The following is a 21,208-nucleotide window of genomic DNA, read 5'->3' as shown; positions in this document are numbered from 1 at the left end:
AAATTACTTATTTCCTTATATTATTATTTTGCACCGATATATATTTACTACTGTATTGTATGAATTTATTGCTCTATGTTCATATAATTCAAAATCAGACATTGTAATTTCTATCATTGTTTTTCTCGTTTAGATATTTATCTTAAGAAATAAAATGCTGTATATATACTTTAATTTTAACAGTTTTTTTAATTTAATTTTAATACTATCAAGTCTAATTCTTCCAAATCTTTATAATGAAATATTAATTTTCCGCCTAATGGATAATTTTCTATTGTTATTTTTATACCAAATTTTTCTGATAAAGCTTTTACTAATAATTCTAGATCATTATCCGTAGCGTTGTCCTTTAAAAAACGCTTTCCTACTTTGTTATTATTGTTAGGGGATTTTGTATACTCATTCTTATACCATTGTCTTACTAGTTCTTCTGTTTGACGTACATTTAAATCATTATTTATAATATGATCGGCTATTACTTCTGCATGTTCGTGATTTATTAAACATCGAGCTTGCCCCATGCTTAGTATATTTTCATTTACTTTATCTTGAATAGACTGCGGCAAATTATTAAGCCTTAATAAATTAGCTATATGACTACGACTTTTACCAAGCCTTTCAGCTAATTTTTCTGCCGTATAATTAAAATTTTCTACTAAATATTTAAAGCCACGAGCTTCTTCCATAACTGTTAAATCAGCTCTTTGTATGTTCTCAATTAATGCTATTTCCATACTCTCTCTAGCATCTAAATTTTTTATAATTACTGGTATCTCTAAAACTTTTGCTAATTTACATGCACGCCAACGCCGCTCTCCTGCTATAATTTGGAAATTATTATCAACAATAATAGGCTGTAATAAACCATTATTCAATATAGAATCTGCTAATTCTTTTATTTTATCATATTCAAAGTTTTTTCTAGGCTGATTCTCATTTGGTCTTATTTTATCAATATTTATTATTTGTATTATTTCTGATTCTATAGAAATAACTTCTTCTCCAAGTAATGAAGATAATCCTCTTCCTAATCCTTTATTTTTCGCCATATCTTTCTAAGATTTCTTTTGTAAGTTCTATATATGCAACTGCTCCCGAACATTTATAATCATATACAATAGCCGGTTTTCCATATGAAGGAGCCTCAGATAGTTTAATATTTCTTGGAATAACGGTTTTAAATACTAATTCTCCTAAGCATTTTCTAACATCATCTTCCACTTGCTCAGTTAAACGATTACGCTTATCATACATTGTAAATAATATACCTGCAATCTTTATCTTAGGATTTAATTTTTTCTCTATAATTTCAATTGTTTTTAGCAAGTGACTTAATCCTTCTAAAGAATAAAAATCACATTGCATTGGAATCAGCACTTCATCGCTTGCAACTAAAGCGTTTACCGTTAATAAATTTAATGAAGGAGGGCAATCAATAATTATATAATCATATAATATTTTTATTTCTTCCAATAGCTTCATTAAAATATATTCTCGGTCCTTTAATTCTGTTAAATCTAATTCAGCCGCAGATAGATTAGTGTTTGAAGTAATTATTTCTAAATTTGGTATATCTGTAGAAATTATTGCATCTTTCAATTCTATTAAATTTGTTAATACTTGGTATATAGTATTTTTGCGTTGTTGCTGACTAATTCCAAAACCGGTACTACTATTCCCTTGAGGATCAAGATCTATAACTAAAATTTTTTTATTTACAGCAGCAAAAGCTGTAGCTAAATTTACAGTAGTTGTAGTTTTAGCTACCCCTCCTTTTTGATTAACAATAGCAATTACTTTCATATAATTTTTGTTAAATTATTAACTTCTAGAATTTTCCCTTCTTCACAAGTAATACTTTGATGTATTAAATAATCAAATAACCATCTTTCTTTAGCTTCTACTATTTCAATTAAATAATTTTTTCCTTTTAATAACAAAAATTTTTCTCGTACTGAAATATTTTTTATGCAATTAAATATTGTATTTAAGTTAGAGAAAGCTCTACAAGTTAATATACTGCAATCTATTTCCACTTTTTCTATTCTTTGATTGATTATTTGTATGTTATTATTTGATATCTTTGATGCTTTTTCTAAAAATATACATTTACGTAAATCAGCTTCTATTAAACTTACTTTCGCTACCCCTGCTATAGATAATACTACACCAGGAAAACCAGAACCGCTTCCTATATCAACTAAATGTATTTCTTTATTATCAATATATTGTATTAATTGTAATGAGTCTAATATATGGCGTTGCCAAAAATTATGTATACTATTATCCGATACAAGATTGATTGATTTATTCCATTTTTTAACTAACTTTTGAAAAATTTCTAACTTTTCAATTATTTCACGTGGAACTTCCATCACTATATTTAGTTTTTAAATAAATTATAATAGCCGTAATTGCTGCAGGTGTAATCCCTGGAATTCGACGTGCTACACCAATAGTAGCAGGTTTATGGGAAGAAAGTTTTTCCTGTATCTCTAATGATATACTTGGTATTTTAAAATAGTCAATATTTTTAGGTATTAACTGTGCCTCTTCACTTTGAAATAAATTAATATCTGCGTGTTGTCTAGTTAAATATGAAGCATATTTTGCTTCAATATAGAGTAATTGCAAAATGTTATTATTTTGCGTTTCTTTAAGCATAGGAAAAATTTTAATAGCTTGTTCAACATTAAAATTAGGTATTTTAAATAAGTCTAATACTGTTTTATATGTACCATCCTGTGCAACCTGTATACCCATTTTAGCAAGTTTACTAGTAGTTAAAGACAAGGTATTTAATAATGATTTTGTTTTTTCTATATCTTCACATTTTTTTGTGAATATTTTTTTACGTTTTTCTGATACAACTCCAATGTTCATCCCTAATTCTGTTAAACGTAAATCAGCGTTATCTGCTCTTAAAGATAATCTATATTCTGAGCGAGAAGTAAACATACGATAAGGTTCTATAGTACCAAATGTTGTTAAATCGTCAATCATTACTCCAATATAACTGTTTGCTCTTGTTAACATAAACGGTGCTTGATCTTTTACTGCTAAAGCAGCATTTATACCGGCTATTATACCTTGCCCTGCGGCTTCCTCATATCCTGTAGTACCGTTAATTTGCCCGGCAAAATACAATCCAGCTATTTTTTTTGTCTCTAGCGTAACACTTATTTCACGTGGATCAACATAATCATATTCTATAGCATAACCTGGACGTAAAACCTTTGCATTTTCTAATCCTGGTATTGTTTTGATTAATTTGTGTTGCACATCTTCAGGCAAAGAAGTAGAAATACCGTTTGGATAAATCGTATAATCATCTAACCCTTCAGGTTCTAAAAATATACGATGTTCTGATTTTGTACTAAATCTGACTATTTTATCTTCAATAGAAGGACAATATCGCGGTCCTATTCCTTCTATTTGCCCTGAATACATTGCGGATTTATCAAGATTCTCACGTATAATATCATGAGTTTCTGAGGTTGTTTTTGTGATAAAACAATTTATCTGAGGAACATTAACAACATTTGTTAATTCAGAAAAAGGACGAGGAATTTTATCGCCGGGTTGTAAAATTGTTTTACTATAATCAATAGTACGTCCGTCAATTCGAGGCGGTGTACCTGTTTTTAAACGAGCCAGTTTAAAACCTATTTGTTTTAATGTATTTGATAATCCATACGAAGGCTCTTCATCTACTCTACCGGCAGGAATTTTTTTTTGTCCAATATGAATAAGACCTGATAGGAAAGTACCTGTAGTTAATATAATTTTTTGACAAAGAATTTTGCTACCGTTATTTAAAATAACCGCTTCAATTTTAGAAGATTTAATTTCTATATCTTCCACTTTTCCATATAATATATCTAGATTAGGGTAATTTGTTAATATTTGATACATCGCTTTTTTATAAAGCTTTCGATCAGCTTGAGCTCTAGGTCCCCAAACTGCCGGTCCTCTAGTCTCATTCAGCATTTTATAATGTATACCGGCTTGGTCTATAACATAACCCATTAACCCATCAAGTGCATCGATTTCTTTAACTAATGTGCCTTTTGCAATTCCACCGATTGCTGGATTACAAGACATTTCACCTAAATTTTCCGGTTTTAACGTAATTAAGAGAGTAGGAACTCCAAGACGTACAGAAGCGGCTGCTGCTTCTACGCCTGCATGTCCACCGCCTATAACTATTACGTCATATTTTAGCATTAATTATTCTATAATTTCAGATTTGTTAAAGAAAAATTCGATTTCTCTTTTCGCACTATTTTCACTATCTGAACCATGAATACTATTAGCCTCAATTGATTCGCCTAAATCTTTTCTAATAGTTCCTGCTTCAGCTTCAGCAGGATTAGTTACACCAATAACGGTGCGGTTTAAAGTTATAGCATCTTCCCCCTTAAGAACTTGAAGTACTACCGCTCCTGAAGTAATATATTCAACTAAGCTATTAAAAAACGGTCTTGCTCTATGTTCATCGTAGAAACACTCAGCTTCATATTTAGTTAAAAATTTCATTTTCTGAGCTACTATCTTTAAGCCTGCATTTTCCAAATAAGTATTAACTTGTCCTATTTTGTTCCTCTTGATAGCATCAGGCTTAATCATTGAAAAAGTATATTGTATTGTCATTTTGTAACCTTTATATAATTATTAAATTTATTTTTTAGCTGAACGATTCCATGTTAAAGCAAATAATACTCCTCCTAAAAGAGCAGAAATACTGAAAAATATAAATACCCCATTCCAACCGTAATTATCGCTAATCCATCCTACGCCGACTCCCGCAATAGCCGCTCCTAAATAACCAAATAACCCTGATAATCCATTAGCTGTACCGACAGCTTGACGGGTACTGAAATCAGCAGCTGCTATACCTACAAGGAGCTGAGGTCCTGAAACAAAAAAGCCTATTAAAGAAAGAATTACTATACTTAATAATTCACTTTGAATAGGAATTTTCCAAAACAAGACTAACAATAAGCTAAGCAATACCATACATATGGATGCAACAGGACCTCGACGACCTTGAAATAGTTTATCAGATAAAACACCTGCTATTAATGCCCCTGGGATACCTATCATTTCATATAAACCGATTTGTAAGCCTGCATTTGCAAGACTTATATTACGTAAATCTTTTAAAAATGTTGGAGCCCAATAAATTACTCCGGAACGTATTATATAAACAAACATGTTTGCTAAACAAACATACCATATTAGCTTATTACAAAAGACCATTTTAAGTAATTGGGGAGTTAATAGCTTCTCATAATCCCCTACAGCTTCAGGCGGATATTCTTTATATTCCTCTACGGTAGATAAACCTACTTCTTTTGGAGAATTACGAAGCCTATTATATAAAAAAAGCGATACTATACAAGCAACTACACCGGGAACGAAAAAAGCAGCTCTCCAATCAAATTTATCGATTAAATAACCGCAACTTATCATAGCAAGGGCACCACCTATTTGATTAGAAGTTGCACCCATAGCCCATTTAGTTCCAAGTTCTTTTGAAGCAAACCAGTGAGTAAGCATTTTTGTTGCAGGAGGCCAACCCATAGATTGAAACCAGTTACTGGCTATCCATAAAATTCCTATAAGCCATAAAGAATCTGAAAAACCTATTAGAATAGTAATGATCCCGACAAATAAAAGACCCAAAATCATAAATATTCGAGCATTAACTTTATCACTAATAAACCCGTTACAAGCTTTACTGACTCCATACATAATAGATGAAGCAGTTAATATCCAACCAATTTGTGTTTTAGTAACCCCAAAATATTCTCTTATAGCAGGAGTTGCTATATTAAAATTCTGACGACAAAAATAGAAAGTCGCATAACCTATAATAATAGAATACAAAATCCTTATTCGCCAACTATTATATTTTTTTACATATGGCGATCTTGGAGTTTTAATTTTGGGTTTTGTATTTGTCATATTATAAACTCTCCGACTATAAAAAAAGCAAGCTTCTAAGAAACTTGCTTTTTTATAATATTAAATTTTAACGAATTCTATTTTTCAGTTTTATTTACCAAAACTTGATACTCTTTATTTAAACCTTTAACAGCATATATCCATAATATTACTATTACAAAGAATATAGAAGCAAAATAAGGAGTTGCCTCTACAAAACCAAATGCAGGAAATAAAATAAAGAATGTAGATTGAATAATAGCACCGCCTGATTTACCGAATCTTCCTCCAATAACTTCAACAGCAGCTTGTCCTTTTACTCGTAAATCCTTATCAAGCGGAATATATGCCATGTTTTTAGTGGCATCAAATAAAGAATATTTTACACCTTTACTTAAAACATTTTGAATCATACCGATCATAACAGCAAGTGCTAAAGGGCCCGAAGCAAGAATGCCTGTTAAATGCATAGCAATAACGCTATCAAAAAAGATAAATGCAAAAAATGCTACACCGGTAATTAACATCATTAATGGAGTTATCATAGCTGCAGTTAGCCATGATACTTTTCTTAAAATATTACTACCTATAAGCATGAAAGCAATTGCAACCCAACCCTGATAAAATTGGAACTTACCCATATATATAGTATAAGCCTCTTTCGTCGGATATAATTCTTTTACTTTGGATTTCCAAACCCCTTCAACTAAATTTACTGAAACACCGTAAGCAATAAGTAACAATGCAATATAACCTACATACTTAGAAGTAAAGATCATTTTAAAACTGTCTATTAATGACATTTTAGCTTTAGCTTTCTTTTCTTTTACTAATGCCGGATCATAAAGTCTAGGATCGGTTAGAACGTTTTTATTCATCCATCTATATGTTAATATTACCAAAAAGCTACTTGTTATCATTATAACAAATAAAGGCACAAATTTTAGATGTTCTGCAACTATTTGAGTTTTTTCATGCAAGAAATATCCAATAATTACGGATGTTACAGGCAATGCTAAATTAGCAAGTAAACCAAACATTGAGTAAAAACGTTTAGCTTCATCGGTTTTAGTAATTTGGTTAGCAAATTGCCAAAATAATAAACTAAGCATCATTGTTCCCCAAAGCTCTGCCATAGTATAAAAAGATGCAAAACTCCATTTCCCAACTATTCTTATAAACCATTTGAAATTAGGGTAAGCTAAACTTAAAGATTCTATGGTTTCAGGATCAGGATGAACTAAATCAGGGTAGGGGTAAAGAACAAATGCAAATAATGCAAAATACCCTAAGAAAAATGAAGTAATAACATAAAACACGTTTTCTTGCTTTAAAATATCGCAGAGCTTAACATAAATTACCATAGCGATTACGGCAGAAGGTAGTACTATATATGTTTTTAAGAAACTTATTGCTTCTGCCCCTATATCCGTTACTACAAACCCGTCTTTAATTGAACGAAGCGTTGAGTAGTTTAATAAAATACAGAACATCATAAACGCCATAGGAAGAAACTTCTTATTTTCATATCTTTCTATAGGCCAAATTACCTTTCTTAGTTCCGAGAGATAATTGTCACTTTTGGGAGTACTCATAAATTAAATTTTTCTATTTATTTTGAAGATAAACATTGTACTAGAATATGTTAGAAAAGTCAAACCTATTGATTTTTTCTCAAAAGAAATTAAATAAAATTATTAACTATAGGATGCGTAAAAGAAATATGACAATTTATTTACTTGATTTTAATTTCTATCTATAATTTTCTATTTATAAATTATTATAATAAAATATATGTCCAAATTAAAAACAGCTCTATTATTAACTGCTATAATTTTTATAACAGGTTGTAAAAGTAATATGAAAAATGAAAACAATATTTCATTACCGCAATATGTAACTTTGAACTTCAAACCTTAAATAGTTCAGAGGATAAAACTATTAGAATAAAGGCAAAAACTTTAAACTTTCCGTTATCTTCAGAAGATTTACGTGATATATCTATTTTAGAAAAGAAATATGATCAAGAAGAAAATTGTGCAGGGCTTGCTGCACCGCAAATAGGTATATCAAAATGTATAATAATATTTGCAGTACATGAAAATGAAGAGTTAAAAAAATAGCGTCCTGACCTTAAGGATACAATGCCTAAAACTATTTGGATTAACCCCTCATATAAACCGATAGGTATTGATAAACATGAAGATTACGAGGGGTGCTTTTCTATTGAAAATGCTACAGGACCGGTAGCAAGATTCAAGAAAATTCATTATCACGCATATGATATAAATGGAAATCAAATTCAAGGTATCGCAGAAGGATTTTTAGCAAGAGTTATCCAACATGAAATCGATCATCCAAATGGAAAAGTATTTTTAGATTATGTAGCTCCCAAAAAAAATAATGACTAAAGAAGAATATTTAGAAATGCGTAAAAAAGTTATGGAGCAGGAAAATATAAAATCTTAGAGTTCTCTAAATCTCAAATATCATTCTAGCTAAAATTTTAGTATGTCATTCCAACTAAAAGCGGGAATCCAGAAAAAAGCGAAATTATTTGAGTTTTTAATATGAAAAATTAAATATATTTGTATCTTTTAGTTACTGGATCCCTGCCTTCGCAGGAATGACATCGTTCCATGCTAAGGCAGCGTAAATTTATTCTATATTATTTGGTATAATAACTATTACATCAGATACAGGGCGTATTGTATTCGCCTAAAGCTTCATCTTCATCACCTGTAACATTATTTATAATTTTTTCGTCCATAAATAGCGTGGAAGAGCCGCCGCCATCTAAATTGATTGCTGGTTCACATCCAAGGCTTAACATATAATCTGCAAGTTCTGTTTTAGTTAGCCCTATCACAGTATCATTAACAAGATGTTTTTCTAGAATTTTTAACGCTTCGGGAATTGTTAATTTTTCAAAAGTTATACCTTTTTCTTTTCGTAGAATTGATCTAACTTGTTCAAACTTAATGTCTTTTATATGCTGCTTATATATCTGTTCTACTACAACTATCACTATAGTACCGTCATTACGCACCCCTAGAGCGGTACGAGCATGAGCCGAATCATTTTGCTTTGGATTATCTATAACATTTTTACCGTTTTGAACCAACAACGGAATACCGGTTACTACTGAAGCGGTTTTGCTTGAATTTATAGGCTTACCGTCTTTATCGATAAATTCTAAATTTAGCTTTACGGAATCATTTATATTTACTACCGGTAAACTTATTTCTTGTGGAAAGGACAATATAAAGCCTTTTTGCGGAATTTGATTATCACCATGCTTGCTTATTTCCGTAACAATAAAATTCCGGTCAATCAAAATTTCTTTGTTAGCATACGGCATTAATGTGGAGGACGCCCAAACATCATTATAGAAAGTAATATCTTTTGGATTTGAAAAATAATTCACTTGATTTGGAATAATCGATTTATCACCTATTTCTACTGAAATTTTTACTGATGCTTTGGTAATTTGGATATTATTTTGATCTATGATTAACAAGCTTTGTAGTTGTTCTAAGACTAAATAGCTTGCCGTCAATCATTAAAGTAAGGCTTGGTCTGCCGTCATCGCTACCGGCGATTTCAAAGAATCCGCCATTAATGCAACTGCATTAGTGCGGTGTGCTATAGCATCTACTGTTTCTCTGCCTATAACCTGATTATGTGCTTTAACTAGTTTTAGCCCAAAATTCTTAGGATCAATAGTTAACACATGAATAACATGCTTATCTTTTTCATAACGATTATAGGTTAAGCCTTTATATTCCTTAGCGTATATTTTAAAACTGATTATTAAAGTGAGAAATAAATAAACTAATCTGATCATATTGTTTTACTTTTTTTTACAATAAAATTTAACCATAATGCTTCTTTACTTGGAGAGAATCTCTTACTCTTTTCCATCCATATTTTAACTACCTCAAAAAGCCCGTTAAAATAAGGTTTTATTGTATCTTCATTCATATTGTAAAAATCGCGATCATCACGTTGTATAATATCTGAACCGTATCCGTAAGAAGCATAAAAAATCCCTTCCGGCTTTAATGCAGCATGAATTTTTTTATAAACATTGATTGTTTCATTATAAGGTACATGAAGGAGAGTTGCTTGAGCCCAAACTCCATCAAACGACTTCTTAAAATTGATATCTTGAAAAGTTGAGTACAGTACATCTATTCCGGTTTCTTTTGTGGCTAATTTGACCATTTCGGTTGAGCCGTCAAAAGCGGTAACTTGATATCCTTGACTTAAAAAATATTTTGTATTCACGGCCAACTCCGCAACCTGCATCTAAAATATGAGCTTTTTCAGGTAAATAGCTAGTAAATGCTTTATAGTTATCAGATAAATCTGCATTGATTGTTCTGTTATAAAACTCTTGAGCATTATTATTATAATATTGTATATTTTTCATAATTTTATATTTATTCCCAACTACTAGGTTCTGTGAAGGAAAATTAAATTATATTTTCAGATATTTTTTAGCGAAAATTAATAAGATTTTTGCAGTAATAGTTGTTCCTATTTTAAAAAAATCTTATGATTTACAGCAAAAAATAGCAAAAATAGATTAATTTAATTTTCCTTCACAGAACCTAGTATATTTATACTCACCAAACAATAAAATACAAATAGAAAATACATATAATTTCTATTATATATTAGACTTCTTTTCGAACTCGCTTATAGGGAGGAATTTGGAGGAAACACTTCACTTCGCACCGCAGCGTACAAAAAAGTACGTGAGGATGGGAGTACCGAATTGACGTACAAATTACCCCTAGAAGCAGAGTTCCAAAAGAAGTCTATTGACTATTAGACTTAAAAATGGTCTACTTATCAAGAATAAGGCTTAAGGTTTATATGATAAAAAAAATAATATTTGGAATAGCTATTTTACTTAGTACAAGCTGCTTTGCCAATAGTACAACTTCTGACGGCTCCAAAAAAGACGGTGCAAAAACTAACGATGTTACAACACAAAAAATTATAGATGATTTTTCTGCTTACGCCGGTACTATAAAACCGGAAGTACGGAAGGAAGTACAAAAATATAGAGTAGAAATAGTCGATATTAATAAGAAGAAACGTGAACTATATAACAGCCTTTCCAAAGAGGCTCAAAATTTTTTAGCAAAGCAACAAAAATATAAACAAAAACTATCTATCTCTAAACTACCGGCAGAAAACGACCAAAAGAATAATACTGCTGATTCTAATGATAATAAGAACAAAGATACAAAATAAATTATTTTTCTCAGCGTTGTTGCGTGACTCCAAAATTGTCATTGCGAGCGACTGCAGGTGTTGTTGCATGGATCGAAAAATCTACTTGACGTCATTCCTGCGAAAGCAGGAATCCAGCATAAAGCGAGATAAATCGAGCTTTTAATTTTAAAAATTTGCTATATTTATACTTTTTTTTTCTGGATTCCTGCTTTCGCAGGAATGACATCAGAGCCATGCAACAAAGCTGCTTTTAGCTAGGAATTACATCTTCATAAATTTGCTCTACTACACCATCAAGACCCATTAAAAAAGTATAAACTTTTAATTGGGGAAATTTTTCTTTTATTATATCACGGGCTTTGTTTAAAATTTCTGCATGGGCTGCCGTTTCTTTTTCCTTGGTATTTAGCTGTTCCTGACCTATAAGTATTTTATAAGCTCCACATTCTCTATGATCAAGAAAAACAATTTGTTTGATGTTATGTAATTCTTGTAAAATCTCGATAGTATCTTCTATTGTTTTTCCCCAATAAGTATATTTGTCGTTAACAAGGGCAAGCGATGCACCCGGTAGTGATACTTTATCAAAATTATCTTCTAATCCTAATTGCTTCATTAATTTATCTGTTTCGTCTATTAATCTAAAATCTACACAACTAATTAAAAGAGTAGAAGCTTCATTTAATGTTTTTAAATGTTCATTACTTACTTCTACCTTTACAACTTTCTTATCGGCAATTATATCATTGTTAGCAGCGTAAAGATTTAAACTAGACACCATAATAAAACCTAAAATTATACATTTTACATATATCATAAAATTCTCCTATTTAAAAATATTTCTTACATGCTTTAAAATAAGAATAGCCCGTAATGATTGTTAAAAAAGCGGCAATCCATAAAATTATTTCCCCTACTATATCTAAATAAATAATTCCTGAACCTTTTGAGCCTAGTATCAATATCGATAAAGCAAACATTTGTAAAAACGTTTTTACCTTAGCAAGTCTCGATACAGGCACACTAACCTTTACTATAGCCAAAAATTCCCGAAGACCGCTAACTAAAAATTCTCGTGCTAAAATTAATAAGCAAGGTATCTCATCTACGTTATCCTTTTTTAGTAGCATTATAATAACGCAACCTACTAGTAACTTATCTGCTATAGGATCAAACATCTTGCCAAAACTTGTAACTAAATTATATTTTCTTGCAATATAACCGTCAAAAAAATCCGTAATACTAGCTAAAACAAATAATAATGCCCCAAGTTTACGTGCAAGTGAATTATTTATATAAAATGCCAGTATAATAACCGGAATTACCATTATTCGAGCAATAGTTAGATAATTAGGTAAATTTTTATCTATTCTCATTAATTAATTAAATTTATTAATATAATATTGTTGAATTATGGATAGAATATTATTCCAAGACCAATATATTAAAAGTCCCACAGGAAAACTACTAAACATAAATAAAAAAATTAGCGGCATAAATTTCATTACTTGAGCTTGCATCGGATCCGCAGGTTCAGGACTCATTTTTTGCTGTAAGAACATAGTAATAGCCATTAAAATAGGCCATGCTCCAATCATTAAAAATGACGGCGGCGAGAACGGTAATAAGCCGAATAAATTAAAAATAGTAGTAGGGTCAGGTGCAGATAAGTCTTTAATCCAGCCGTAAAACGGTGCTTGCCGCATTTCAATAGTTACATACAATACTTTATAGATGGAGAAAAATACTGGAATTTGAAAAAGTATAGGTAAACAACCTGCTACCGGATTTACTTTTTCTTTTTTATATAAAGCCATAATTTCTTGATTTAAACGTGCCTTATCATCACTGTATAAATTTTTTATCCTATCGATTTCCGGCTGTAAATTTTTCATTTTTTTCATCGAACGATAAGACTTATTGGCTAAAGTAAACATTAATAGCTTAATTATAACCGTAACAATTAATATACTAACACCGAAATTACCGACATAGCCATAGAAAAAATTCATGGCGTAGAAAACCGGTTTGGTAATTATATAAAACCAGCCGAAATCAATAGCTCTATCAAATAATTTGATATCATATTGCTTTTCATATTTATCAAGCAAATCTACTTTTTTTGCTCCAGTAAAAATTCTGCTTTTAATAGAAAAATTTTCGCCGGGCTTTATTATTTGTACCGGTGAAATAAAATCTACCTGATATCTTTCAGCCCCTTGCTTAAGAGCATAATTAAAATTCGAGCTGTAATTACTTGATTTATCCGGAATCAAGGAAGATAACCAATATTTATCAGTAATTCCTATCCAATCGACCTTACCTGCAGCAAATTTTTCGCTTTTTTTATCTTTAATATCATCATATGAATATTCTTTAAGATTCTCGTCTATACACCCGATAGGTCCTTGATGTAATATATTTACCGCTTTCTCTACAGCAATATATTTACGGTTTATTAAACCGTAAGATTGGACAGGAAGTTCTTTATCACTATTATTAACTATGGTTTGCTCTATAGTAAATAAATAGTTTTCATCGACAGTAATAGTAACTAAAAATTTAACTCCGTCTTCATTAACCCAAAATAAATTAACGGGTTTTTCAGGGCTTAATATTTCACTATCACTATTCCATATAGTATCGTTGTTAGGGAGTTTTACACTAGATAAATTACTAACTAAACCAATTTCAGCAAAATATGCATTTTCTGTATTAGCCGGTGAAAATAATCTCACTTCAGGACTATTTTTAGATAAATCTTGTTTATATTTCTTTAATATTAAATCGTCAAATCTAAGTCCTTTTAATGAAATAGAACCGGTGAGTGATTCAGATTCTATTTTAATACGCTGTACTTGACTTTCTTCTTGAACAACAATATCAGTTGCAGGTTCTACTAAAGCTTTTAACTGTTGTTTCTTTAAATTTTCTGCTTTCTGCACTGCTATTTGCTGTTGCTGTTTTTTTTGTTCAGGTTTTACAACAAAATACTGCCAACCGAAGATTATACTTAAAGACAGTATAATAGCGGCTATTAAATTAATTATATTATCATTCATTCCTAGGTCTTAAATTTTCATATTTTTAAAGCTTTAAGTTTTAAAGCATTTAGAGAAAATAATCAAGTAGTATATATACTTCTTTTCTTTCAAAAGTAGTGAATATCCAAGATGGAAGTCGCCCTTCATCTTGGATACAAATTTAATTTATTTTTTTATTTTTACTACTTTTCATTTTACTTCGGATATATTATACCACTCCCACATTCTGAAATATTTTTAATTTAAATTCAGGAAGTATAGAAATTAAATGTTCAGAAATATTATCCTGTATATTTTCATAACCTACTAAATTCACTTCTTTAACGAAGAGATATATTTCTATAGGCAACCCATTAATCGTAGGTTCAAGCTGTCTTACTAGAAAAGTAAACCCTTCGGTATAAACTGCCGGATTATTTTTTAGATATTCCTGAATATATAATTTGAATAGTTTAATATTAGTTAAATCTTTCTCTTCTTTATCAAGAGTGATTTTATCTATTACATCCTTTGATATATAAGGAGATTTTTTTAGTTCTTTTAAAATAGTAGCATCACAGAAGTTAATAGTTGCCATATTAATATTAAATACTCTCTTTACCCTTCTTGCTCCTGATTCACTAATTCCTCTATAATTAGTTACGTTAGAATTTAAAATGCTGTAAGTAGGAACTGTAGAAATAGATTGGTCAAAATTCCTAATTGTTACTACAGAAATAGTAATTTTTTCAACTGTTCCTTCAATTTCGCCTATACGTACCCAGTCTCCAATATTAATAATTTCTTGAGTAGTTAGTTGCAAGCTTGCAAGTAATCCTAAAACGGTATCTTTGAAAATAAATGTTAAAAGAGCTGCGGCTGCACCTAAGCTTGTTAAGAATGTACTAAGTGAAATATTTAATATATATGAAATAGTTACCATTGCTGCAATAACTATGACAATAATTTTTAATATTTGAAAATATAAGCTAAGCGGTGCATTTTTTGTAACGGCTTTGATCCTATTGTGATACAGATCTGCAAAAGCATCTATAAGCGTTAATAATAACATCGTCACGGATATACTAGTATATAAGATTACTATAGTATCTTTGATTCCTAGTAATATATGTGCTTTAAAAGAAGTAGGATGGAAAATATTTCCCCAACATACAAAGTAAATTGCTAATAAAGTGTGTAATAAATAACGAAATATAGGATATTTTTTTAGTATCCTTTCATAATCATCATAATGATGTCTAGTTAAATAATTTTTTACAGGAATAAAAATTAATCTTTTAATTAGAAATATCACCGGTATAAGAGATACTAACATAACAAACAATAATACTAACTCAGTACTTGAGGTATGATATAGATCCATTAAATATTGCATATTTTACCTATCATTATTATTATAAAATATAAATCTTTTTTATTATTACTAAAAATTTTATTTTTATCAATAATTTTAACTCAAAAGAATTTAGTATTGCTAACCAAATATAGATACTATCATTGCGAAGCCACGAAGCAACTGCGGCAACCCATAAAAATAATAAAAAACTGGATTGCCTCGTCAATTACTTACGTAATTTTCCGTAACTCAGACATTAAATGAATTAAATAACTTATTTATCTATGACATCTCCTAATATCAATCCAATTATTTTCTCTATAGGTCCACTTGCTGTCTCTTGGTATTCTCTTTCATATGTAGTAGGAATTTTGCTAGGCTGGTTCTATGCAAACAAAATTATAGAAAAATTTAAGCCTCAAATTACCAAAAAAAATCTAGAAGATTTCATTACTTATGCCGTTATAGGCATAATAGTCGGAGGCAGACTAGGGTTTGTTTTATTATATAACCCTTCTAGATATTTTTCAAATCCAATAGATATCTTAAAAACTTATGAAGGCGGTATGTCTTTCCATGGCGGAGCTTTAGGGGTGATTATTGCTGCTTATTTGTTTTGCCGAAAATATAAAATTAATTTTTTAAGTCTCACGGATATAACAGCCCCTGTAGTACCTATCGGATTATTTTTAGGTAGAATCGCTAATTTTATTAACAGCGAACTATACGGACGTATTACGAATTCTTCTTTTGGTATGATTTTTCCGAATAGTGATTTGATGCCAAGACATCCTAGTCAGTTATATGAAGCTTTTTTTGAAGGTTTAGTATTATTTTTTATCCTAGCATATGCAACATTTAAGCACAAAACTCTTAAAAAGTGCGGTTTAAACTCAGGACTATTTTTAACATTTTACGCTCTTTTCCGAATCGCTGTTGAAATATTTAGAGAACCAGACATACAAATCGGGTTTATTTTAGATAGCTTAACTATGGGACAAATCTTATCTGTACCTATGTTACTTTTAGGAAGTTATTTAATATGTCAATCGAATCCAAAATAAGACAATTAATTGATCAAAACGGTTATATTACTTGCGATGTTCTCATGCAGGAAGTATTACAATCAAATCCTAATTCCTATTATAAGCAAGTAAAATCTTTGGCTAGCGAAGGTGATTTTGTTACGGCTCCTGAAATTTCGCAGCTATTCGGTGAAATTATCGGCTTATGGTGTATCAAAGAGTGGCAAAGAATCGGTTGCCCAAAAAGTCTTAGTTTGGTTGAGCTTGGTCCAGGTCGAGGTCTATTAATGCGTGATTTACTACGTACTGCAAAATTAGTACCGGAATTTTATAAAGCTTTATCAATTGAACTAATAGAAATTAATCAAAATTTTATTGTTCATCAAAAGGCTAATTTACAAGATATTGATTTACCGATTAAACACCTATCATTTATAGAAGATATACCCAAAAAACCTACTATAATAATAGCTAATGAATTCTTTGATGCTATGCCGATAAGGCAATATGTTAAAGTCAAGGAATTATGGTATGAAAGAATATTTGTGGTGCAACCGGTAGATGGGAGAATTAAATACGACAAAATAAGCATTAATAAACCATTACAAGAATATTTACTAAGAACTCATATTGAAGCAAAAGCCGGAGCAGTGCTTGAAGAATCTTATAAATCTATAGAAATTATAAAATTTATAGCTGAACATCTAAAAACACAGAGCGGCAGTTGCTTAACAATAGATTACGGTTATGATATAGCTCCGAATGGTAGAACTAGATATCAATATAATCCAACATTACAAGCGGTCAAAAATCATAAATATTGTCCCATCCTTGAGAATCTTGGAGAGGCCGATTTATCGGCACATGTGGATTTTTATACATTAAAAACAGTAGCTAAAAATAATAAAATAAACGTAATAGATACAATATCGCAACGAGATTTTTTAATAGAAAACGGAATCTTATTACGCAAGCAAACATTGCAAGACAAGCTTAATGATAGACATCTTTCCAAACTCGCTTATAGAGAGCAATTTAAAGGAGACACGAAACGCAGCACCGCAGCGTACACTTTAGTACGTGAGGATGCGAGTATCGAATCGACGTATAAATTACCTCTAGAAGTAGAGTTTGGAAAGATGTCTGAGCAAGCACAAATAATAGAAAGACAGCTAGAAAGACTAATATCACCGAAACAAATGGGAACATTATTTAAAGTATTACAAATTATGAATTAATCTAGGTTCTGAGTCTTGATTATAAATGGACAACTTAAGTCGCCTTCTTCACATTTCAGCATGGCTTCAAATTCTTTGATACGCTCTTCGGTTTTTTTCTGTAAAACACATAAGCAGTATCATTGGATATACAAAACCGCCATAAACCCCAAAGCTTTGAAATTCGCACTCAGCTTCTCGGTACTTAATCTATAAGTTTTGAGATTTTTTAAGTAAATTAACTTGTTCTTGTTTGTCTGAAATATGTTTTAATATTTCTTGGTATATTTGATTTAGTTCCTTATCAACTTTCTTATATTCTTCATCGGCACAATAATGCATATCACCTTGTGTCAGGGCATTATTACAATCAACGGCAAAAGTACAAGATATCGAACTAAGAAATAGCCAACAGAAAATAATTGCTTTTTTCATTATTTTATCATTTTTAAAAATAATTAATTAAGAATCACAGCTTTGTTGCGTGGATCAGTTTTTCCGGTGTCATCCCGCTACTTGATCGCGGGATCCAGTTTAAAATACTAAAATTTTAGCATTTTAAGTTGTTTTTCTTGATACCGTGGTCAAGCCACGGTATGACACCGAACGCATTTTTAGATCCATGCAACAACGCCAAGAATCACACGCCATGACGTTCTGCAATTAAACTTTTTATTTTACCTATAGCCTTAGCAGGATTTAAGCCTTTAGGACAGGTTTTAGTACAGTTCATAATCGTATGACAACGGTAAAGCTTAAACGGGTCTTCTAAAGCTTCAAGACGTTCACCGTTATGATCATCCCTTGAATCGGCAATCCATCTATATGCTTGTAGTAAAATCGTAGGACCTAAATATTTATCACCGTTCCACCAATAGCTAGGACAGGAAGTAGAGCAGCAAGCACATAATATACACTCATATAAACCATCAAGCTTTTCTCGGTCTTTAATCGACTGTAACCTTTCAGAGTTTGAAGGAGTAGGGCTATCGGTTTTGAGCCAAGGTTCTATAGATTCGTATTGTGCATAAAAATGCGACATATCAGGTACTAAATCTTTCACTACTTTCATATGAGGAAGCGGATAGATTTTGATATCGCCTGATATATTTTCTATTGGTTTTATGCATGCTAAAGTATTTGTACCGTCAATATTCATTGCACAGCTACCGCAAATTCCTTCTCGACAAGAACGTCTAAATGTTAGAGTCGAATCGATTTCATTTTTGATTTTAATTAAAGCATCTAAAACCATTGGTCCGGTTTTACTTAAATCTATCTCAAAACTATCGATAGTAGGATTCTCGTCGAGGTCAGGATTATATCTATAAATCTTTATCTTACGAGGTTTTAGCATTTCCTCGTTTTCTTTATGCTCTCTACCTTTTTTTACTACTGAATTTGGCGGTAATCTTAACTCTGCCATTTAAGTACTCTCTTTTTTAGCTTTAGTTGTTTTTGTTTTCCCAGGTGATTTTTCTTTATCTATTTTTATAGTAGATGAATCATTAAAAGGAAATTTATTTTCCTCTTCTGAATCTAAAGCTCTACCGCTAAGTAAATTTTTAATTTGCTGACCGGACAATGTCTCATATTCAATTAAAGCATTTGCTAAGGTATGAAGTTGATCTATATGTTTTGTTAAAATATCTTTTGCAAATTCATATCCTTGTGTAATAATTCTTTTAACTTCGGCATCGATTAACTCTGCAGTAGCTTCCGAGGTTTCATTATTAGGTTGTCTACCATACATATCGTCACCACTTGAACCGTGAAATATAGGTCCTATTAAATCGCTTAAACCTGCTTTTGTAACCATCGCTCTTGCAATATTAGTTGCACCTTTTATATCCGACGAAGCGCCTGAGGTAACTTTATTTCTACCGAAAATAATTTCCTCCGCTACTCTTCCTGCCATATAAACTGCTATAGATGATTCCATCTGTTCACGATTCTGAGAATATTCATCAGTTTCAGGAAGTCTTTGCACCATCCCAAGAGCATTACCGCGCGGTATAATCGTAGCCTTATGAATAGGCGATGCTGCAGGACAATAAAGCCCAACCAATGCATGTCCTCCTTCATGATATGCAGTCAACCTTTTTTCTTTCTCCGACATTGCAATAGAGCGACGTGCAACTCCCATCAGCACCTTATCTTTTGCCTCTTCCATATCATGCATATCTACTTCTTTCTTACCAAGCCTTGCAGCAATAAGAGCAGCTTCATTAACTAAATTAGCAAGTTCGGCACCGGAAAAGCCCGGAGTACCTCTAGCAATAATTCGTGCTAGTACCGTACTATTATATTTAATTTTCTTTAAATGTACTTTTAGAATTTGCTCACGACCGTTTATATCGGGGTTTGCAACGGCAATTTGACGATCAAACCTACCGGGACGTAGTAATGCACGATCAAGAACATCAGGACGGTTTGTAGCTGCAATGATCACAACTCCCTCGTTTGCTTCAAATCCGTCCATTTCGACTAACATTTGGTTTAAGGTTTGCTCACGTTCATCATTGCCGCCGCCCATACCGATACCTCTATGGCGACCTACCGCATCAATTTCATCGATAAAGATAATACAAGGAGCATTACGTTTACCCTGTTCAAACATGTCACGCACACGGCTTGCACCGACACCTACAAACATTTCAACAAAATCAGAGCCGGATATGCTAAAAAACGGAACATTAGCCTCACCTGCAATTGCTTTAGCAAGAAGTGTCTTACCGGTTCCAGGAGGACCTATAAGTAAGCAGCCTTTCGGTATTTTACCGCCAAGTTTTTGGAACTTGCTTGGATCTCTTAAAAAATCTACTATTTCAGTTAATTCTTCTTTTGCTTCATCGATACCTGCTACATCTTTAAAGGTAATTTTTGGTCCTCTATCTGATAGCAACCTAGCTTTAGATTTTCCAAACCCCATGGCTTTCCCGCCTCCATGCATTTGACGCATGAAAAAAACCCAAACACCTATCAATAAAAGCATAGGAAACCAAGAAATTAAAAAGCCTAAAAAGGTATTCATTCTTGTTTCAAGAGGCACTACTTCAATATTAACGTCATTGCTATTAAGACGATTTACTAAATCAGGATAATCAGGAGCATAAGTGTTAAAAGTAGAGCCGTCATTTGAAGTGCCTTCAATTACTCTACCTTGAATTTTTACCGAATTAACGGTCTTTTCATCAACTCGTGTTAAAAAATCCGAGAAAGTTATATTATTTCTTCCGCCAAGTAAACCGTCAGATTGGAAAACATTAAAAAGTAATATTACAAAAACAAAAAGTGCTGCCCAAGCTAAAATACTTCTACCTTGATTATTCATCGATATAAAACCTAATAAAAATTTTTATCGGTATAAGAGGTTATCTGTAAATA

21 protein-coding genes and 1 pseudogene are annotated in these 21,208 nt (G+C 31.4%); 4 read left to right on the top strand and 18 right to left on the bottom strand.

Annotated features, from left to right (window positions below; genetic code table 11):
* Positions 1-188: 188 nt before the first annotated feature.
* The 7 genes from MB29_RS04750 to tlc1 form a co-directional block, all read right to left on the bottom strand.
* A complete protein-coding gene (locus tag MB29_RS04750) occupies positions 189-1,049 on the bottom strand; it encodes a ParB/RepB/Spo0J family partition protein (RefSeq protein ID WP_032139275.1) in 861 nt (286 codons plus the stop codon).
* Positions 1,036-1,803: a ParA family protein gene (locus MB29_RS04745; RefSeq protein ID WP_032139274.1), complete on the bottom strand. Its 768-nt coding sequence runs from the start codon at positions 1,801-1,803 to the stop codon at positions 1,036-1,038. Before MB29_RS04745 ends, MB29_RS04750 begins: the two co-directional genes overlap by 14 nt.
* Positions 1,800-2,375: a 16S rRNA (guanine(527)-N(7))-methyltransferase RsmG gene (gene rsmG, locus MB29_RS04740; RefSeq protein WP_215426237.1), complete on the bottom strand. Its 576-nt coding sequence runs from the start codon at positions 2,373-2,375 to the stop codon at positions 1,800-1,802. Before rsmG ends, MB29_RS04745 begins: the two co-directional genes overlap by 4 nt.
* The gene (gene mnmG / locus MB29_RS04735; protein ID WP_032139272.1) at positions 2,359-4,227 is read right to left on the bottom strand and encodes a tRNA uridine-5-carboxymethylaminomethyl(34) synthesis enzyme MnmG; all 1,869 of its coding nucleotides are present in this window, start codon (positions 4,225-4,227) and stop codon (positions 2,359-2,361) included. Before mnmG ends, rsmG begins: the two co-directional genes overlap by 17 nt.
* Positions 4,228-4,230: 3 nt before the next feature.
* Positions 4,231-4,653, bottom strand: coding sequence for a nucleoside-diphosphate kinase (ndk, locus tag MB29_RS04730; RefSeq protein ID WP_032139271.1), 423 nt, complete (start codon positions 4,651-4,653; stop codon positions 4,231-4,233).
* Between the two features lie 27 nt (positions 4,654-4,680).
* A complete protein-coding gene (locus MB29_RS04725; RefSeq protein ID WP_032139270.1) occupies positions 4,681-5,970 on the bottom strand; it encodes an MFS transporter in 1,290 nt (429 codons plus the stop codon).
* A 77-nt stretch (positions 5,971-6,047) separates the two neighbouring features.
* The gene (tlc1, locus tag MB29_RS04720; RefSeq protein WP_032139269.1) at positions 6,048-7,544 is read right to left on the bottom strand and encodes an ATP/ADP exchange transporter Tlc1; all 1,497 of its coding nucleotides are present in this window, start codon (positions 7,542-7,544) and stop codon (positions 6,048-6,050) included.
* Positions 7,545-7,743: 199 nt separating this feature from the next.
* Here tlc1 and MB29_RS10330 point away from each other — a divergent pair.
* A pseudogene (locus tag MB29_RS10330) lies at positions 7,744-8,418 on the top strand (peptide deformylase).
* 223 nt (positions 8,419-8,641) lie between these two features.
* Here MB29_RS10330 and MB29_RS10325 read toward each other — a convergent pair.
* From MB29_RS10325 to MB29_RS11625, 4 genes are read right to left on the bottom strand one after another with little or no spacing between them, the layout of a single operon-like run.
* Positions 8,642-9,508, bottom strand: coding sequence for a phosphodiester glycosidase family protein (locus tag MB29_RS10325; protein WP_233418951.1), 867 nt, complete (start codon positions 9,506-9,508; stop codon positions 8,642-8,644).
* Between the two features lie 3 nt (positions 9,509-9,511).
* Positions 9,512-9,796: a hypothetical protein gene (locus MB29_RS12855; RefSeq protein WP_032139268.1), complete on the bottom strand. Its 285-nt coding sequence runs from the start codon at positions 9,794-9,796 to the stop codon at positions 9,512-9,514.
* Positions 9,793-10,239: a class I SAM-dependent methyltransferase gene (locus MB29_RS04695; RefSeq protein ID WP_233418950.1), complete on the bottom strand. Its 447-nt coding sequence runs from the start codon at positions 10,237-10,239 to the stop codon at positions 9,793-9,795. The genes MB29_RS12855 and MB29_RS04695 overlap by 4 nt, the downstream gene beginning before the upstream one ends.
* Positions 10,190-10,384: a methyltransferase domain-containing protein gene (locus MB29_RS11625; RefSeq protein WP_215426252.1), complete on the bottom strand. Its 195-nt coding sequence runs from the start codon at positions 10,382-10,384 to the stop codon at positions 10,190-10,192. Before MB29_RS11625 ends, MB29_RS04695 begins: the two co-directional genes overlap by 50 nt.
* Before the next feature lie 449 nt (positions 10,385-10,833).
* Here MB29_RS11625 and MB29_RS04690 point away from each other — a divergent pair, with 449 nt between their 5' ends.
* Positions 10,834-11,217 carry a hypothetical protein gene (locus MB29_RS04690; RefSeq protein ID WP_032139267.1) on the top strand — a complete coding sequence of 128 codons (384 nt, stop codon included), beginning with the start codon at positions 10,834-10,836 and terminating at the stop codon, positions 11,215-11,217.
* 232 nt (positions 11,218-11,449) lie between these two features.
* Here MB29_RS04690 and MB29_RS04685 read toward each other — a convergent pair whose 3' ends face one another.
* The 4 genes from MB29_RS04685 to MB29_RS04670 all read right to left on the bottom strand — a co-directional run bounded on the left by MB29_RS04685 (position 11,450) and on the right by MB29_RS04670 (position 15,618).
* Complete coding sequence (locus MB29_RS04685) at positions 11,450-12,016, bottom strand: carbonic anhydrase (RefSeq protein WP_032139266.1); 567 nt, start codon at positions 12,014-12,016, stop codon at positions 11,450-11,452.
* A 13-nt stretch (positions 12,017-12,029) separates the two neighbouring features.
* Positions 12,030-12,575 (bottom strand): CDP-diacylglycerol--glycerol-3-phosphate 3-phosphatidyltransferase, encoded by a 546-nt coding sequence (gene pgsA / locus MB29_RS04680; protein ID WP_032139265.1) that lies wholly within the window; start codon positions 12,573-12,575, stop codon positions 12,030-12,032.
* 3 nt (positions 12,576-12,578) lie between these two features.
* On the bottom strand, positions 12,579-14,261 hold the full coding sequence (gene yidC / locus MB29_RS04675; RefSeq protein ID WP_032139264.1) for a membrane protein insertase YidC: 1,683 nt from the start codon (positions 14,259-14,261) through the stop codon (positions 12,579-12,581).
* A gap of 190 nt (positions 14,262-14,451) precedes the next feature.
* Complete coding sequence (locus MB29_RS04670; RefSeq protein WP_032139263.1) at positions 14,452-15,618, bottom strand: mechanosensitive ion channel family protein; 1,167 nt, start codon at positions 15,616-15,618, stop codon at positions 14,452-14,454.
* A gap of 245 nt (positions 15,619-15,863) precedes the next feature.
* Between MB29_RS04670 and lgt the strand changes: the two genes are divergently transcribed.
* Positions 15,864-16,643, top strand: coding sequence for a prolipoprotein diacylglyceryl transferase (gene lgt / locus MB29_RS04665; RefSeq protein WP_032139262.1), 780 nt, complete (start codon positions 15,864-15,866; stop codon positions 16,641-16,643).
* Positions 16,622-17,842, top strand: coding sequence for a class I SAM-dependent methyltransferase (locus MB29_RS04660; protein WP_032139261.1), 1,221 nt, complete (start codon positions 16,622-16,624; stop codon positions 17,840-17,842). The genes lgt and MB29_RS04660 overlap by 22 nt, the downstream gene beginning before the upstream one ends.
* A 189-nt stretch (positions 17,843-18,031) precedes the next feature.
* Here the strand turns inward: MB29_RS04660 and MB29_RS12850 are convergent, their stop codons facing one another.
* The 3 genes from MB29_RS12850 to ftsH all read right to left on the bottom strand — a co-directional run bounded on the left by MB29_RS12850 (position 18,032) and on the right by ftsH (position 21,155).
* Positions 18,032-18,256, bottom strand: a complete 225-nt coding sequence (locus MB29_RS12850; protein WP_233418949.1) for a lysozyme inhibitor LprI family protein — start codon at positions 18,254-18,256, stop codon at positions 18,032-18,034.
* A 205-nt stretch (positions 18,257-18,461) separates the two neighbouring features.
* Positions 18,462-19,247 carry a succinate dehydrogenase iron-sulfur subunit gene (locus MB29_RS04650; RefSeq protein ID WP_032139260.1) on the bottom strand — a complete coding sequence of 262 codons (786 nt, stop codon included), beginning with the start codon at positions 19,245-19,247 and terminating at the stop codon, positions 18,462-18,464.
* Positions 19,248-21,155, bottom strand: coding sequence for an ATP-dependent zinc metalloprotease FtsH (gene ftsH, locus MB29_RS04645; protein ID WP_032139259.1), 1,908 nt, complete (start codon positions 21,153-21,155; stop codon positions 19,248-19,250).
* Positions 21,156-21,208: the final 53 nt, after the last annotated feature.

The organism is Rickettsia tamurae (assembly GCF_000751075.1).
Lineage (GTDB): Bacteria > Pseudomonadota > Alphaproteobacteria > Rickettsiales > Rickettsiaceae > Rickettsia > Rickettsia tamurae.
The sequence above is the reverse complement of the archived record's forward strand: the minus strand, read 5'-3'. Positions and strand labels throughout refer to the sequence as shown.

Excerpts from the sequence above, each read along its gene's own strand:
- MB29_RS04750 (WP_032139275.1), bottom strand. The coding sequence starts at position 1,049 with ATGGCGAAAAATAAAGGATTAGGAAGAGGATTATCTTCATTACTTGGA.
- MB29_RS04745 (WP_032139274.1), bottom strand. The coding sequence starts at position 1,803 with ATGAAAGTAATTGCTATTGTTAATCAAAAAGGAGGGGTAGCTAAAACT.
- rsmG (WP_215426237.1), bottom strand. The coding sequence starts at position 2,375 with ATGGAAGTTCCACGTGAAATAATTGAAAAGTTAGAAATTTTTCAAAAG.
- mnmG (WP_032139272.1), bottom strand. The coding sequence starts at position 4,227 with ATGCTAAAATATGACGTAATAGTTATAGGCGGTGGACATGCAGGCGTA.
- ndk (WP_032139271.1), bottom strand. The coding sequence starts at position 4,653 with ATGACAATACAATATACTTTTTCAATGATTAAGCCTGATGCTATCAAG.
- MB29_RS04725 (WP_032139270.1), bottom strand. The coding sequence starts at position 5,970 with ATGACAAATACAAAACCCAAAATTAAAACTCCAAGATCGCCATATGTA.
- tlc1 (WP_032139269.1), bottom strand. The coding sequence starts at position 7,544 with ATGAGTACTCCCAAAAGTGACAATTATCTCTCGGAACTAAGAAAGGTA.
- MB29_RS12855 (WP_032139268.1), bottom strand. The coding sequence starts at position 9,796 with ATGATCAGATTAGTTTATTTATTTCTCACTTTAATAATCAGTTTTAAA.
- MB29_RS11625 (WP_215426252.1), bottom strand. The coding sequence starts at position 10,384 with ATGAAAAATATACAATATTATAATAATAATGCTCAAGAGTTTTATAAC.
- MB29_RS04690 (WP_032139267.1), top strand. The coding sequence starts at position 10,834 with ATGATAAAAAAAATAATATTTGGAATAGCTATTTTACTTAGTACAAGC.
- MB29_RS04685 (WP_032139266.1), bottom strand. The coding sequence starts at position 12,016 with ATGATATATGTAAAATGTATAATTTTAGGTTTTATTATGGTGTCTAGT.
- pgsA (WP_032139265.1), bottom strand. The coding sequence starts at position 12,575 with ATGAGAATAGATAAAAATTTACCTAATTATCTAACTATTGCTCGAATA.
- yidC (WP_032139264.1), bottom strand. The coding sequence starts at position 14,261 with ATGAATGATAATATAATTAATTTAATAGCCGCTATTATACTGTCTTTA.
- MB29_RS04670 (WP_032139263.1), bottom strand. The coding sequence starts at position 15,618 with ATGCAATATTTAATGGATCTATATCATACCTCAAGTACTGAGTTAGTA.
- lgt (WP_032139262.1), top strand. The coding sequence starts at position 15,864 with ATGACATCTCCTAATATCAATCCAATTATTTTCTCTATAGGTCCACTT.
- MB29_RS04660 (WP_032139261.1), top strand. The coding sequence starts at position 16,622 with ATGTCAATCGAATCCAAAATAAGACAATTAATTGATCAAAACGGTTAT.
- MB29_RS12850 (WP_233418949.1), bottom strand. The coding sequence starts at position 18,256 with ATGAAAAAAGCAATTATTTTCTGTTGGCTATTTCTTAGTTCGATATCT.
- MB29_RS04650 (WP_032139260.1), bottom strand. The coding sequence starts at position 19,247 with ATGGCAGAGTTAAGATTACCGCCAAATTCAGTAGTAAAAAAAGGTAGA.
- ftsH (WP_032139259.1), bottom strand. The coding sequence starts at position 21,155 with ATGAATAATCAAGGTAGAAGTATTTTAGCTTGGGCAGCACTTTTTGTT.